Annotated in this window: 17 protein-coding genes and 1 riboswitch; of the genes, 8 read left to right on the forward strand and 9 right to left on the reverse strand. The window is 59.8% G+C overall.

From position 1 onward, the window contains the following. From PH562_RS14845 to sugE, 4 genes are all read left to right on the forward strand, one after another. Positions 1-856, forward strand: an 856-nt coding sequence (locus PH562_RS14845; RefSeq protein ID WP_285173846.1) for a zinc-binding dehydrogenase, incomplete at its 5' end; no start/stop codon positions are given. Between the two features lie 74 nt (positions 857-930). After that, positions 931-1,395, forward strand: a complete 465-nt coding sequence (locus PH562_RS14850; protein ID WP_095434964.1) for a YaiI/YqxD family protein — start codon at positions 931-933, stop codon at positions 1,393-1,395. Next, on the forward strand, positions 1,392-2,228 hold the full coding sequence (gene fghA / locus PH562_RS14855; RefSeq protein WP_285173849.1) for an S-formylglutathione hydrolase: 837 nt from the start codon (positions 1,392-1,394) through the stop codon (positions 2,226-2,228). The genes PH562_RS14850 and fghA overlap by 4 nt, the downstream gene beginning before the upstream one ends. A 133-nt stretch (positions 2,229-2,361) precedes the next feature. Then, entirely contained in the window at positions 2,362-2,676 is a 315-nt protein-coding gene (sugE, locus tag PH562_RS14860) for a quaternary ammonium compound efflux SMR transporter SugE (protein WP_285173850.1), read from the forward strand. A 6-nt stretch (positions 2,677-2,682) separates the two neighbouring features. On the opposite strand, the gene PH562_RS14865 is transcribed toward sugE, so the two are convergent. From PH562_RS14865 to PH562_RS14900, 8 genes are all read right to left on the reverse strand, one after another. Continuing rightward, positions 2,683-3,069, reverse strand: a complete 387-nt coding sequence (locus PH562_RS14865; RefSeq protein WP_285173851.1) for a DoxX family protein — start codon at positions 3,067-3,069, stop codon at positions 2,683-2,685. Positions 3,070-3,207: 138 nt separating this feature from the next. Further along, a complete protein-coding gene (locus PH562_RS14870) occupies positions 3,208-3,600 on the reverse strand; it encodes a DoxX family protein (RefSeq protein WP_095434967.1) in 393 nt (130 codons plus the stop codon). A gap of 123 nt (positions 3,601-3,723) precedes the next feature. After that, on the reverse strand, positions 3,724-5,256 hold the full coding sequence (locus tag PH562_RS14875; protein WP_285173854.1) for an acyl-CoA carboxylase subunit beta: 1,533 nt from the start codon (positions 5,254-5,256) through the stop codon (positions 3,724-3,726). A gap of 63 nt (positions 5,257-5,319) precedes the next feature. After that, positions 5,320-5,715 (reverse strand): hypothetical protein, encoded by a 396-nt coding sequence (locus PH562_RS14880; RefSeq protein ID WP_285173855.1) that lies wholly within the window; start codon positions 5,713-5,715, stop codon positions 5,320-5,322. A gap of 144 nt (positions 5,716-5,859) precedes the next feature. Next, a complete protein-coding gene (locus tag PH562_RS14885; RefSeq protein ID WP_285173856.1) occupies positions 5,860-6,645 on the reverse strand; it encodes an ATP12 family chaperone protein in 786 nt (261 codons plus the stop codon). 9 nt (positions 6,646-6,654) lie between these two features. After that, positions 6,655-7,308 carry an HAD-IA family hydrolase gene (locus PH562_RS14890; RefSeq protein ID WP_285173857.1) on the reverse strand — a complete coding sequence of 218 codons (654 nt, stop codon included), beginning with the start codon at positions 7,306-7,308 and terminating at the stop codon, positions 6,655-6,657. Then, on the reverse strand, positions 7,305-8,303 hold the full coding sequence (locus PH562_RS14895; RefSeq protein ID WP_285173858.1) for an RluA family pseudouridine synthase: 999 nt from the start codon (positions 8,301-8,303) through the stop codon (positions 7,305-7,307). The genes PH562_RS14890 and PH562_RS14895 overlap by 4 nt, the downstream gene beginning before the upstream one ends. 185 nt (positions 8,304-8,488) lie before the next feature. Then, positions 8,489-9,022 (reverse strand): copper chaperone PCu(A)C, encoded by a 534-nt coding sequence (locus PH562_RS14900; RefSeq protein WP_285173861.1) that lies wholly within the window; start codon positions 9,020-9,022, stop codon positions 8,489-8,491. Between the two features lie 167 nt (positions 9,023-9,189). After that, positions 9,190-9,277: riboswitch (glycine riboswitch) on the forward strand. Positions 9,278-9,425: 148 nt separating this feature from the next. Between PH562_RS14900 and gcvT the strand changes: the two genes are divergently transcribed. From gcvT to PH562_RS14920, 4 genes are all read left to right on the forward strand, one after another. Continuing rightward, a complete protein-coding gene (gene gcvT, locus PH562_RS14905; RefSeq protein WP_285173862.1) occupies positions 9,426-10,562 on the forward strand; it encodes a glycine cleavage system aminomethyltransferase GcvT in 1,137 nt (378 codons plus the stop codon). Between the two features lie 25 nt (positions 10,563-10,587). Next, entirely contained in the window at positions 10,588-10,950 is a 363-nt protein-coding gene (gene gcvH / locus PH562_RS14910; protein WP_112334775.1) for a glycine cleavage system protein GcvH, read from the forward strand. Further along, positions 10,950-13,814: an aminomethyl-transferring glycine dehydrogenase gene (gcvP, locus tag PH562_RS14915; protein ID WP_285173863.1), complete on the forward strand. Its 2,865-nt coding sequence runs from the start codon at positions 10,950-10,952 to the stop codon at positions 13,812-13,814. Before gcvH ends, gcvP begins: the two co-directional genes overlap by 1 nt. A gap of 148 nt (positions 13,815-13,962) precedes the next feature. After that, a complete protein-coding gene (locus PH562_RS14920; protein WP_069612270.1) occupies positions 13,963-14,223 on the forward strand; it encodes an addiction module antidote protein in 261 nt (86 codons plus the stop codon). Positions 14,224-14,235: 12 nt separating this feature from the next. Here PH562_RS14920 and PH562_RS14925 read toward each other — a convergent pair whose 3' ends face one another. After that, positions 14,236-14,928, reverse strand: a complete 693-nt coding sequence (locus PH562_RS14925) for a ZIP family metal transporter (RefSeq protein ID WP_285173867.1) — start codon at positions 14,926-14,928, stop codon at positions 14,236-14,238. Between the last annotated feature and the right edge of the window lie 19 nt (positions 14,929-14,947).

The raw sequence follows: 14,947 nt of genomic DNA on the forward strand, positions 1-14,947 counted from the left end.
ATGCCGCGAATGCCCGTCGTGTCTCAGCCGCAAGACCAATCTGTGCACCGCAATCCGTTCGACCCAGGGCCAGGGCCTGATGCCGGATGGCACCTCGCGCTTCTCGATCGGCAAGGACAAGATCCACCACTATATGGGCTGCTCGACCTTCGCCAATTATACCGTGCTGCCGGAGATTGCCGTCGCCAAGGTCAATCCCGACGCCCCCTTCGACAAGATCTGCTACATCGGCTGCGGCGTCACCACAGGCATCGGTGCGGTCATCAACACCGCCAAGGTGGAGATGGGCGCAACGGCAATCGTCTTCGGCCTCGGCGGCATCGGTTTGAACGTCATCCAGGGCTTGCGGCTTGCCGGTGCCGACATGATCATCGGTGTCGATCTCAACAATGACAAGAAGGCCTGGGGCGAACGCTTCGGCATGACGCATTTCCTCAATCCGAAGGAGGTCGGCGACGACATCGTGCCCTATCTCGTCAACATGACGAAGCGTGGGGCCGACCAGATCGGCGGCGCCGACTATACCTTCGACTGCACCGGCAACACCAGGGTGATGCGCCAGGCGCTGGAAGCCAGCCATCGCGGCTGGGGCAAGTCTGTTGTCATCGGCGTTGCCGGCGCCGGCCAGGAGATCTCGACGCGTCCGTTCCAGCTGGTGACGGGCCGCTCGTGGATGGGCACGGCCTTCGGCGGCGCGCGTGGCCGCACAGACGTTCCCAAGATCGTCGACTGGTACATGGAGGGCAAGATCGAGATCGATCCGATGATCACCCACACCATGCCGCTCGAGGATATCAACAAGGGCTTCGAGCTCATGCATTCGGGCGAAAGCATCCGCAGCGTCGTGCTCTACTGACACAGAAAGCCACTCGGCGAGACGTATGCGGCGCGTGAGAAATGCGCCGCATATAGCTGAAAAGATTTGATATCATGATTTATGTTGATGCCGATGCCTGCCCGGTCAAGCCGGAGATCCTGAAGGTTGCCGAACGCCACAGCATCGAGGTGACTTTCGTCGCCAATTCGGGATTGCGCCCGTCGCGGGATCCCATGGTGCATAATGTCATCGTCTCCAACGCCTTCGATGCCGCCGACAACTGGATTGCCGAACACGCAGGTGCTGGCGACATCGTCGTCACCGCCGATGTGCCGCTCGCGGGCCGTTGTGTTGCGACCGGAGCGCTTGTTACTGGACCGACCGGCCGCATCTTCGACAAGACCAATATCGGCATGGCAACGGCCATGCGCGACCTCGGCGCACATCTTCGCGAAACCGGTGAGAGCAAGGGCTATAACGCCGCCTTCTCGCCGCGCGACCGCTCCACCTTTCTCGAAACCTTCGACCGGCTCTGCCGGCGTTCAAAAACCAATCAGACGCCTGGAGGCCAGCCGTGAACATCATTTCCCAGAACACCGCCTTTGGCGGCATGCAGGGTGTCTTCTCGCATGAGTCCGAAGCCTGCAAATGCGAGATGACCTTCGCCGTCTTCGTGCCACCGCAGGCGATCAAGGAGCCCCGCCCGGTTCTCTGGTATCTTTCCGGCCTCACCTGCACTCATGCCAATGTCATGGAAAAGGGCGAATATCGCCGCATGGCGGCCGAGCTCGGCCTCATCATCGTCTGCCCCGACAGCAGTCCGCGCGGCAATGACGTGCCGGATGAGCTGACCAACTGGCAGATGGGCAAAGGTGCGGGCTTCTATCTCGACGCCACCGAGACGCCCTGGGCCGAAAACTATCAGATGTACACCTACATTACCGAGGAGCTGCCCGCCCTCATCGCCAAGCAATTCCGCGCCGATATGAGCCGCCAGGGCATCTTCGGCCATTCCATGGGCGGCCACGGCGCCATGACGATCGCATTGAAGAATCCGGAGCGCTTCAAGAGCTGCTCCGCCTTCGCGCCGATCGTGCAGCCGTCGACGGCCGATTGGTCGGCACCTGCGCTGGAGAAATATTTGGGAAGCGATAAGACTGCATGGCGCCGCTATGACGCCTGCGCGCTCGTCGAAGACGGCGCCCGCTTCCCCGAGTTCCTGATCGATCAAGGCAAGGCCGACAGCTTCCTCGAAAACGGACTGCGCCCCGGGCTGTTCGAAGATGCGATCAAGGGAACCGGCATCGGCCTGACGCTGCGCACGCATGAGCGCTACGATCATTCCTACTACTTTATCTCAACCTTTATGGACGATCACCTGAAGTGGCATGCTGAACGTCTGGAAAAGTAAAGGTAGCGTCATCGCCTTGAAATAGGCAGTCGACAAAGGCATATAGGAAATACGCAGACGACTGCGGCGGCCGGCAACCAGACCGGTCGTAGATATCGCGGGGACGGCCTCGCTCTTAACAAAGGAGCGTAAAATGGCTTGGTTCCTGCTTTTCCTCGCAGGCTTGTTCGAAATTGGCTGGGCCGTCGGGCTGAAATATACCGATGGGTTCACGCGGCCGATGCCGACAATTCTCACCGTCATTTCCATGGTCGTCAGCGTCGTGCTGCTCGGCCTAGCCGTAAAGACCCTGCCGATGGGCACGGCCTACGCGGTCTGGACCGGCATCGGCACCGTCGGTACGGTTCTGCTTGGCATCTGGTTGCTCGGTGATCCCGCGACCCTTGTGCGGCTGCTCTGCATCGGCTTGATCGTTGCAGGCATCGCCGGTCTCAAGCTCACCGCCTGACTGATCTCATCCGCGCTGGCGATTGTCCAGCGCCCAGATTCCCGGTCCGGCGAATACCAGAAACAGGAAGATGAAGCAGAACAGGATCGCCCCATCTCCCTGATTGTTAGCCGGGAAGAAGTCGATCTGCATATGCACCATGAAGTAGGCGATCGCCATCTCGCCGCTCAGCAGAAAGGCGATCGGCCGGGTGAAAAGCCCGAGCAGGATCAGGACACTGCCCACGAGCTCGATGATCCCGGCCACGAAAAACAGCGTCGTGATTTCGTAAGGCGCCGGCGGAAAGCCGAAGACCTTTTGCGTGCCGTGTTCGACGAACAAAAGCGCTGTCACGACTCGCAAGACGGTAAGGGCAGTAGGCTGATAAGGCGACAAGCGCTCGGAAAGGGACATGCGGATCTCCGTTCGATAGGGGATGCGAAGGAGATCCTGTCGAAAGTGCACTCGCTTCGCTGATAACGAAGTGAACACGCGAGAGACCAATTTATTCGCCGGACCCGGCAATTCAACCGAGCCCGACGGAGAGGCTGGTTACTTCTTATTGTTGTCGATCGCCAGCAGGCCCGGGCCTGCGAAGATCAGGAACAGGAAGACGAAGCAGTAGAGGATCGCCGCGTCACCGCCATTATTGGCCGGGAAGAAATTCTTCGGATAATGCGCCATGAAATAGGCGACCGCCATGTTGCCGCAGAGAATGAACGCGACTGGACGGGTGAAGAAACCGACGATCGTCGCCAATCCGCCAACGATTTCGATGATACCCTGAACCAGAAGCAGGGTCGGCAACGGGCTTGGGAACTGACCGCCGGCCGGAAAGCCAACGAGCTTTTGCAGACCATGTTCGATGAACAATACACCGGTAACGATACGCAATACGGTAAGAGCATAGGGCTGATATTGATTCAGCCGATCGGAAAGCGCCATGTTAAACTCCAGTTTTAACTCCCCCACGAGGAAGCAATAGAGCGCAGGGGCATGAACGTGAAAACACGGATTCTGACGCTCAATCAATTTTCCGTGTTAAATCCGTGACTTGTTGTCACATGCTCATAACGGAATGTTGTCGTGCTTCTTCCAGGGATTGGTCAGGTCCTTGTTGCGCAACATCCTGAGGCCCTGCGCCAACCGCCGGCGGGTCGATCGTGGCATGATTACTTCGTCGATATAGCCGCGTTCGGCGGCGACGAAAGGCGATAGGAAACGATCCTCGTACATCTTCGTGTGGGCCGCAATCTTTTCCGGATCGGCGATATCCTTGCGGAAGATGATCTCGACCGCGCCCTTGGCACCCATGACGGCGATTTGCGCCGTAGGCCAGGCATAATTCAGATCGCCGCGCAGATGCTTCGATGCCATGACGTCATAAGCGCCGCCGAATGCCTTGCGGGTGATAACCGTGAGCTTTGGCACGGTCGCTTCTGCATAGGCGAAGAGCAATTTGGCACCGTGCTTGATCAGGCCGCCGTATTCCTGTGCCGTTCCCGGCAGAAAGCCGGGGACATCCACAAATGTGACGATCGGGATATTGAAGCAATCGCAGAAGCGCACGAAGCGCGCAGCCTTCCGCGAGGCATCGCTATCGAGAACGCCGGCAAGCACCATCGGCTGATTGGCGACGAAGCCGACGGTGGCACCCTCGATGCGGCCAAAGCCACAGACGATGTTCTTGGCGAAGCTTTCCTGGATCTCGAAGAAATCGCCCTCGTCCGCCACCTTCAGGATGAGTTCCTTGATGTCGTAGGGCTTGTTGGCATTGGCCGGGATCAGCGTATCGAGAGAATTATCCGGCTCGGTCACCGACTGATAGCACTCAATTTCCGGCACCGCTGCCGTGTTCGATTGCGGCAGGAAATCGATGAGACGACGCACCTGCAAAAGCGTATCGACATCATTGTCGTAGGCAGCGTCGGCAATCGAGGATTTCGTCGTGTGCACCGAGGCGCCGCCAAGCTGCTCGGAAGTAACGGTCTCGTTGGTGACGGTCTTCACCACATCCGGCCCAGTGACGAACATGTAGGATGTGTCGCGCACCATGAAGATGAAATCGGTCATGGCCGGAGAATAGACGTCGCCGCCGGCACAGGGCCCCATGATAATTGAGATTTGCGGAATGACGCCGGAGGCCAGCACATTGCGCTGGAATACCTCGGCATAACCGCCAAGCGCGGCCACGCCTTCCTGAATGCGGGCGCCGCCGGCGTCATAGATCCCGATGATCGGCGCCCGGTTCTTCAGCGCCATATCCTGCACTTTGGTGATCTTTTCCGCATGTGCTTCTGAAAGAGATCCGCCGAAGACCGTGAAATCCTTGGCAAAAATGAAGACGGTTCGTCCGTTGACCGTGCCCCAGCCCGTCACCACGCCGTCGCCGGCAATCTTGCTCTTGTCCATGCCGAAATCGGTCGAGCGATGCTCGACGAACATATCGAACTCTTCGAAAGAGCCCTCATCGAGGAAGATATCGATGCGCTCGCGAGCCGTCAGCTTGCCGCGGGCGTGCTGTGCGTCGATGCGCACCTGCCCGCCGCCAAGCCTTGCGATCTCGCGACGGCGTTCCAGTTCCTGCAGGATTTCCTTCATGCGGCCCTCTCTCCATCATCGCTCGGGCTTAGCATGGCGCGAGCCTTGTTTGAAGCTGTTGGCTTAGTTTGCGAGCCGTGGCGTGTTCAGCGAAAAGATGGAACGAACCCGCGCGGCGATATCTTCCGCCATCAGCTCATCCGCGGTGGCGGGATCAGGAGCGACAGTTCTGGTCTCGAAAGACGCCATCGCAATCACAGCGCCGCCATCGGCTGCCGCGGCATCGATATTGATCTTGGCGCTGCTGCGGTCGCGATTGAAACCGCGCGCCTTGCGGACATCGCTCAATCGAACTGTGATGGCAACCGGTGGCAATTGCGGACCGAAGCTCGTGGCCGCAATCGCGGCGTTGACGCGATCATTGACGGCTGCAACCAATGCCGGCGATACCGGCGGCAGTGCCTGATCGGCTATGACGGTTGCACTGCGCACGGCATAGGTTGGAGGCGGAGGATCCACGGACCAGCTCGAACAAGCGGCCAATGCCAGAATTCCCACGAGCGCCGGTATGGCTCTCGGCCTCCACAACAACATGATCCCTGCCCCGACTTTCGAATTTGCAAGATATGCAGATCGATATAAAGGACTGGAAATCAACAATATTCAACTGCGAAGCGCGGAAAAAACCTCGGTCGCGGCCTGAAACTCTTCAAAACGTTGTGCACGACGCTGCTCGGCCTCTTCGTCGCTGCCCCAATGCTCAATTGTCCAATCCTCGTCGAGATGAGCGAGCGACCAAACCTCGGCAAGCGGCAGAAAACCTTTTGCGAAGGCCAGCGCCAGGATCGCCGAACCTGTCAACGTCGTGATCGTGTGCAAGCTCGCGAGCTCCATCGGTGTGTCAAACTCGCGCAAAGCAGCGGCGAAGGCAGCGATGGCTTCACCGGGCTGTTCCTGGTGCATGACGCCTTCAGCCAGGATGAAGCGGGCGCCGAGATCGTGCGCTGCCCATTCGATCACCGGATTCCAGCGCTCCGACTGCCGCGCGACGAGGCGCTCCGGACCGTCGGCGCGGTAGCAGAGCAGATCGCTGCCGGAGAAGCGGACGATTTCGTCGAATACGGCCTGGCTCTCCGTCGCAACGCCATCGATGGCGGTATTGACGAGGCGCGTAATCGGCATGGTCGCGGGATCGATCACGTCGACCTGACGCACCCATTCTGCGGCAACCAGTCTGGCAAGCGCTTCCGTCGGCATGGCCAGGGAATGCCGCGCCGGCGTCTTCACCACCTTGCCATCGAGAGCGATAGCATGGCTGCCATGTTCCTCGTTGATCGTCACATCCTTGTAGAAGCGTTTTGGCAACGGCTTCTTCATCTGGATCTGCGCACGGCGGATCGGATCGGGATGGCTGAGACCTTCGGAAAGATCGTTCAACAGGTCGCGCATGGCGTCACCTCAGAGAATATGGCTCAACAAATCGTTCGGATGGTGGGCGATGGCATCCGCTCCCGCCGCCAGCAACTCCTCGACGGAAGCATAGCCCCAGGCCACACCAATGGCAGTCGCACCAGCCGCCTTTGCCATCTGCATGTCGTAGATCGCATCGCCGATCACGATCGTGTCATGCGGATCCATGCCAGTCTCGTCGCAGCATTCCGTCACCATCGCCGGATGCGGCTTCGACGGGCAATCGTCGGCGGTGCGCGAGACGATAAAATAGGGCGTGAAGTCGTTGACCTCAAGGATATGGGTCAAACCGCGGCGGGATTTACCCGTGACTGCACCGATCAGCAGCTCATCACGGGCCGCAAGCGTCTCAATCAGCGGCTTGATGCCGTCGAAGAGCGGCGTCTGCATATCAGCCTCGTCTCGCACCTCCGGAAAGATCGACTTGTAATGCGCCGTCATGGCAATCGCTTCGTCGTCGACATGCGGCTTGCCTTGCAGGCGGGCAATGGCGATATCGAGCGTCAGGCCGATGATCGATTTCGTCGCAGAAACATCGGGACGCTTATGGCCGAAGGCCACGAAGGTACGCGCCATGACCTCATGGATCAACCGCGCGCTGTCGACCAGCGTGCCGTCACAATCGAATAGGACCAGCTTCATTCGTCGTCCGGCTCCCCTGCCGATTCCATATCGAAACCGAGAAGGTTCCAGGTCTGAACCATATGCGGCGGCAAAGGTGCGGTGACGCGCAGGCGTCCGCCGCTCGGATGCGGGATATCGATATGGCGCGCATGCAGATGCAGGCGCTTCTGGACACCGCCCGGAAAATCCCAGTTCGGATCCTCATCGAAATATTTGGGGTCGCCGATAATCGGATGGCCCATATGCAGCGCGTGGACACGCAGCTGGTGGGTACGGCCGGTATAGGGCTCCATTTCCAGCCAGGCGAGGCTCTGCGCTGCGGTCTCGAGCACGCGATAGTAGGAGATGGCGTGATCTGCGCCCTCCTCGCCATGCTTGGCGATGCGCATGCGGTCGCCATCCGGTGTGGCTTCCTTCACCAGCCAGGTAGAGATCTTGTCCTCGTGCTTGCGCGGCACGCCCTTGACCAGCGACCAATAGGTCTTCTTGGTATCGCGCTCGCGGAACGCCGCCGTCAGCTTCTGCGCGGCACCCCGTGTACGGGCAACGACGAGGACGCCTGACGTGTCGCGGTCGAGACGATGCACCAGGCGCGGCTTCTCGCCTTTCTTGCTGGTCCATGCCTCGAGCATCTTGTCGATATGGCGAGTCAGGCCGGAACCGCCCTGCACGGCGAGGCCTGCCGGCTTGTTCAGCACATAGACCTTGTCGTCTTCATGCAGCAGCATGCGCGCAAGAAGCTCGGCGTCACCGGAGTGCTTGAGGTCGTTGCTGGCAATAGGCCCGCCTCTCGGCCCTTTGGCATCGACATCGAGCGGCGGCACGCGCACCACCTGCCCCGGCTGTACGCGGGCATCCGTCTTCACGCGGCCACCATCGACACGCACTTGGCCCGAGCGCAGAAGCTTCTGTAACTGACCAAAGCCGAGTCCTGGAAAATGCACCTTGAACCAGCGGTCGAGGCGCATGCCGGCCTCGTCAGGCTCGACCTTAATATGCTCAATCCCGGCCATTCTTCTTCTTTCAAATACCGCAGCATGTCCCGGGCGTTGCCAAACCTGCGTTCGGCGGATCATGCAAATTCAAACGACGGGACGATTGGCCCCGCGGCCGGAGATTTCCCAGCCTTTTGACGTGGCTTTAGAGCATTTCGAGGAAAAGTGGAAACCGGAATTATACGGCAGGATAATTTTCTGGCTCAATTTCCTTTGGCCGATACGACAGGCAGATTGATGTCGACCATGCCCGCCTTGTCGAACATCAGCATCACGGGCACCGTGCCGCCCTGCTTGAAAGGCGTCTTCACCTGTTTGAACATCATGTGCATCGTGCTGGGAGCGAGCGTCACGGTCGCGCCGGCGGGAATGGCGATGCCGCCTTTGATCTCGCGCATCTTCATGATCTCGCCCTCCATCTTCATCTCATGCAATTCCACCTTGCCGGCGGCTGAGGAGGTCACGGAGGTCAGCTTGTCGTCGGTCTTGCCGCTGTTGTGGATGGTAATATAACCGCCGCCGACCGGCTGGCCGGGAAGCATGGCCCGAACATAGCCGCCGCTGATATCGAGATCACCAAGTTTGGCGGCGGCCGAACCGGAAGGTGCCGCACCCGCATCCATGTGCATACCGGGCATGGATTTCATCGCGCCGCTATCCTCAGCCATAGCTCCATCGAACGAAAGCGAAAATGCGCTAATCGAAATCAGCAATGCGGCGGCATAGTTGCGGTTCATGGTCATCTCCTGCCGGCTCCTCAGTCGATGAGAAGGGATAGCCTCTCCCATCTCTGTTGCAAAGGCCCGTATTCATTAGGAAACGCAGGATTGATCGGCGCGACAAAAATTTGTTCAGCGACGACATTTGCCCCTTGCCATCTCTGCCCGGGACCGGATAATGGCTCTCAACCTTGTTGGGAGAATCCGGCGCGAGCCGGTGCCGAAGGAGCAACCGCCCCGGAAACTCTCAGGCCAAAGGACCAGCAAGGGGCAGACGGAACTCTGGAGAGAAGCGCGCAAGCGTTCGCCGAAGGGATAACAATCTCAGGCAAACAGACAGAGGGGGCTCATCGTCAGGCGCAACCGCGCCGAAATTGTGAGCTCTGCGCTTCGAAACGAGCGCAAAACCCGGAGGCGTCATTTGGACGAGACCGCTGCCCTCAAGACAACCCCCCTTCATGCCCTGCATGTGTCCCTCGGCGCCCGCATGGTGCCGTTCGCAGGCTACGACATGCCCGTGCAATATGCGCCCGGTGTTCTGAAGGAACATCTTTGGACCAGATCCTCTGCCGGCCTCTTCGACGTGTCGCATATGGGTCAGGTGACGATCCGCGCACGCTCAGGCAAGTATGAGGATGCGGCGCTCGCACTGGAAAGCCTGGTGCCGGTCGATATTCTCGGCCTTGCCGAAAATCGCCAGCGCTACGGCTTCTTCACCGACGACAAGGGCGGTATCCTTGATGATCTGATGATCGCCCATATGGACGACTATCTTTTCGTCGTCGTCAACGCCGCCTGCAAAGATCAGGATTTCAAGCATCTTCAAGAGGATATCGGCGATAGCTGCGAAGTTACATTACTCGATCGCGCCCTCATTGCCCTTCAGGGACCTCGCGCCGTCGACGTGCTTGCCGAGCTCTGGGCTGATATCGCCTATATGAAATTCATGGACGTGCGCCATTGCCGCTTGCACGATGTCTCCTGCCTTGTGTCGCGCTCCGGCTATAGCGGCGAAGACGGTTTCGAAATCTCCGTGCCGGCGGACAAAGCCGAGGATATCGCCAAGCGGCTGCTGGAGCATCCGGATGTGCAGCCGATCGGCCTTGGCGCCCGTGACTCCCTGCGCCTGGAGGCCGGCCTCTGCCTTTATGGCAACGATATCGACCAGACGACGACGCCGATCGAAGGCGCACTCGAATGGGCGATTCAGAAAGCCCGAAAGACCGGCGGCGACCGCGCCGGCGGCTTTCCGGGAGCAAGCCGTATTCTCGGCGAACTCGATGGCGGCACCTCGCGCCGTCGCGTCGGCCTGAAGCCGGAGGGCAAGGCGCCGGTGCGCGGCCATGCCAAACTCTATGCCGATGCCGAAGGCAAGACGGAAATTGGCGAAGTCACCTCGGGTGGTTTCGGTCCGAGCGTCGAATCCCCGGTTGCCATGGGCTACGTGCCGACCGAATTCACCGCCCCCGGCACCACCGTTTACGCTGAAGTGCGCGGCAAATATCTGCCCGTCGCCGTCAGCGCCCTGCCTTTCGTTAAACCTACCTACAAACGCTGAACGTCTTTTCCAGAGAGGATTATCCATGCTGAAATTCACCGAAGAACATGAGTGGCTGAAGGTCGAAGGCGATGTCGCAATCGTGGGCATCACGGCCCATGCAGCCGAACAGCTCGGCGATCTCGTTTTCGTTGAGTTGCCCGAGGTCGGTGCCAGCTTCTCCAAGGGAGCCGACGCGGCAACCGTCGAATCGGTCAAGGCGGCTTCTGAAGTCTATTGTCCGCTAGACGGAGAGATCACCGAAATCAACGAAGCCATCACCGCCGATCCGGCTCTCGTCAACTCCGATCCGATGGGTGCTGGCTGGTTCTTCAAGCTGAAGCTGAAGAATGTCGGCGATCTCGATGGTCTGCTTGATGAATCCGGTTACAAGGAGCTGATCGGATAATGACGACGCCTACGGAATTCACCTTCACCGATTACCAGCCATACGATTTTGCCAATCGCCGCCATATCGGCCCGTCTCCGTCGGAGATGGCCGATATGCTCAAGGTGATCGGCTATAAGAGCCTCGACGGCCTGATCGACGCGACGCTGCCACCGGCCATTCGTCAGAAGGCACCGCTCGCCTGGGGAGCGCCAATGACGGAGCGCGAGGCGCTCGACCGTCTGCGCGAGACCGCCAACAAGAACAAGGTTCTCGTTTCGCTCATCGGCCAAGGCTATTACGGCACGATCACGCCGCCCGTCATCCAGCGCAACATCCTGGAAAATCCGGCCTGGTACACCGCCTATACGCCATACCAGCCTGAGATCAGCCAGGGCCGCCTCGAGGCACTGCTGAACTACCAGACTATGATCAGCGACCTCACCGGTCTCGATGTCGCGAACGCCTCGCTGCTCGATGAAGCGACCGCCGCGGCCGAAGGTATGGCGATGGCGGAACGTGTCGCAAAATCGAAGGCAAGGGCCTTCTTCGTCGATGCCGAATGCCACCCACAGACCATAGCGCTGATCAGGACCCGCGCCGAGCCGCTCGGCTGGACTGTCATCGTCGGCAATCCCTTCACCGATCTTGATCCGGTGGATGTCTTCGGCGCGATCTTCCAGTATCCGGGCACGCACGGCCACATCAACGATTTCAGTGGCCTGATCGCCCGTCTGCACCAGACCGGCGCTATCGCCATCATGGCGACCGATCTATTAGCATTGACCCTGCTGAAATCCCCGGGTGAGATGGGTGCGGATATCGCTATCGGCTCCTCCCAGCGCTTCGGCGTTCCGGTTGGTTATGGCGGGCCGCATGCCGCGTTTATGGCCGTCAAGGACGACTACAAGCGTTCAATGCCCGGTCGTCTTGTCGGTGTTTCAGTCGACGCACGCGGCAATCGCGCCTATCGCCTGTCGCTGCAGACTCGCGAGCAGCATATCCGCCGCGAAAAGGCGACGTCGAATATATGCACCGCCCAGGTGCTCCTCGCGGTCATGGCTTCGATGTATGCGGTCTTCCATGGTCCGCAGGGCCTGAAGGCGATCGCACAACAGGTCCACCAGAAGGCCGTGCTAATGGCCAAGGGTTTGGAAAAGCTGGGCTACTCAGTCGAGCCGGAGACTTTCTTCGACACGATCACCGTCGAAGTCGGCCACATGCAGGGTCTGATCCTGCGTGCAGCCGTCGCCGAAGGCGTCAACCTGCGCAAGGTCGGTGAAACCAAGATCGGCATCAGCCTGGACGAGCGCACGCGCCCGGCAACAGTGGAAGCCGTCTGGCGCGCATTCGGCGGCAATTTCCGCATCGCCGATTTCGAGCCGTCTTACCGCCTGCCGAAGACCCTGCTGCGCACCAGCGAATACCTCTCGCATCCGATCTTCCACATGAACCGTGCCGAAAGCGAGATGACGCGTTACATTCGTCGTCTCTCTGACCGCGACCTGGCGCTCGACCGCTCAATGATCCCGCTCGGCTCATGCACCATGAAGCTCAATGCGACGGCGGAAATGCTGCCGATCACCTGGCCGGAATTCTCGGATATCCATCCGTTCGTCCCGGCCGATCAGGCGCTCGGCTACCGCGAAATGATCGATGACCTGACGGAAAAGCTCTGCGCCGTAACAGGTTACGACGCTTTCTCCATGCAGCCGAATTCCGGCGCGCAGGGCGAATATGCGGGCCTGCTGACCATCCGCAACTATCACATTGCCAATGGCGAGGGTCATCGCGACATCTGCCTCATCCCGACTTCCGCGCACGGCACCAACCCCGCCTCGGCACAGATGGCGGGCATGAAGGTTGTAGTGGTCAAGGTCAGCGACGATGGCGATATCGATATGGCCGACTTCCGCGCCAAGACCGAGCAATATGCCGACAGCCTCTCCTGCTGCATGATCACCTACCCCTCGACGCATGGCGTCTTCGAGGAGACGGTTAAGGAGATCTGCGATCTCGTGCACAAGCATGGCGGTCAGGTCTATCTCGACGGCGCCAACATGAACGCCATGGTCGGCCTGTCGCGTCCCGGCGATATCGGCTCCGATGTCAGCCACCTCAACCTGCATAAGACCTTCTGCATCCCGCATGGCGGCGGCGGTCCCGGCATGGGCCCGATCGGCGTCAAGGCGCATCTGGCTCCTCACCTGCCCGGTCACCCGGAAACGGACGGCCGCAGTGGTGCGGTCTCGGCCGCAGCCTTTGGTTCGGCCTCCATCCTGCCGATCTCCTGGAGCTATTGCCTGATGATGGGCGGCGAAGGCCTGACGCAAGCGACGAAGGTGGCAATCCTCAACGCCAACTACATCGCTGCCCGGCTCAAGGGCGCCTATGACGTGCTCTACAAGTCCAAGGATGGGCGCGTGGCACACGAGTGTATCATTGACACCCGCCCGCTGGCCGCAAGCGCCGGCGTGACGGTCGACGATGTCGCCAAGCGCCTAATCGATTGCGGCTTCCACGCACCGACCATGAGCTGGCCCGTTGCCGGCACGCTGATGATCGAGCCCACGGAATCGGAAACGAAGGCCGAACTCGACCGCTTCTGCGAGGCAATGCTTGCGATCCGCGAGGAAGCTCGCGCCATCGAAGACGGCCGGATGGACAAGACCAACAATCCGCTGAAGAACGCGCCGCACACGGTGGAAGACCTTGTCGGCGAATGGGATCGTCCCTATTCGCGCGAACAGGCCTGCTTCCCGCCCGGCGCATTCCGCGTGGACAAATACTGGTCGCCGGTCAACCGCATAGACAACGTCTATGGCGACCGCAACCTGATCTGCACCTGCCCGCCGCTGGAATCCTACGCGGAGGCCGCAGAATAGGATTTTTGCAAAAAAGCGAAGCGGTTCAGTCGCTTCGCTGGAAACAGACATAAATCTATTGCGAAACTTGTCTATGAAAACGCCGCGTGTCCGAAAGGATGCGCGGCGTTTTTGATGACGCCACAGTGGGACCTTGGAATTCAGATTTATGCCGGAACGATTCGACGTGGACAATCCCGACAGCTACATCGCCGCCGCCTTCGAAACCGACGATCCGGCCTCGATCGCCAAGGCGTTGGGTGAAGTGGCGCGCACCCGCAACATGAGCAAGCTCGCCAAGGATGTCGGCATGAACCGTTCAGCGCTCTATCGCGCACTCAGCGGCGACGGGAATCCCGAATTCGCGACGATCCTAAAAGTCGTCAGGGCGCTTGGCCTCAAGCTGACGCCCGTTTCGGCAGCTAACTGAAACTTTCAGCCGCTAGCCGATCGCCTCCTCAAGCAGAAGCAACAGGAGAAAGCCCGCAAAGAACATAGCGGTCACCCAGGGGCGGTCGGGTGTTTCATGGGCTTCGACCAGCAGCTCCTCGGTGACGAGATAGAGAAGCGCAATCAGCCCGAACGCAAAGAAGCCAGTCAAAACAGGGCTGGGCAATGAAGCGATCGGCGTTCCCAGCAAGGCGCCGATCGGCAGCAGCAGCGCAAGCGCTGCCGTGATCGCGACGATTCTGGATCGAGAGCGAACACTCTCACCAAGCTCATTCGCCACCGTCAGACCGAGAAACAGCACCTCGATCGTCAGGGCGATCGTCAGCAGCAAGCCGACTTTCGGGCCGGCCGCAAAGCCGATGCCAAGCACGAGGCCGTCGATCAGAATATCGATGCCGATGGCGGCCAGCAGACCGACCGGTCCCTTGGCCCAATTTTCCAATTGCTTGACCAACAGCATGACGACGACGCCGATCGCACCACCAATGACCGTTGCAAAGGGAGAACCGCGATGCATGACATCAGGCAAAATTTCGCCGGCAGCAGCCGCAAACACGACACCCGCGGCAAAATGCTGGATTGCGCTGACAAGATTAGGGCCTGGCCGCGTATTCACGGCAACCGCGGCACCCACAATCGCAGCACCTGCCGGGATCAATGTATAAACCCATGCCGCAGCCGCCATAAAATTCCCCCACCGCGCG

It is taken from the genome of Rhizobium centroccidentale (genome assembly GCF_030182565.1).
Lineage (GTDB): Bacteria > Pseudomonadota > Alphaproteobacteria > Rhizobiales > Rhizobiaceae > Rhizobium.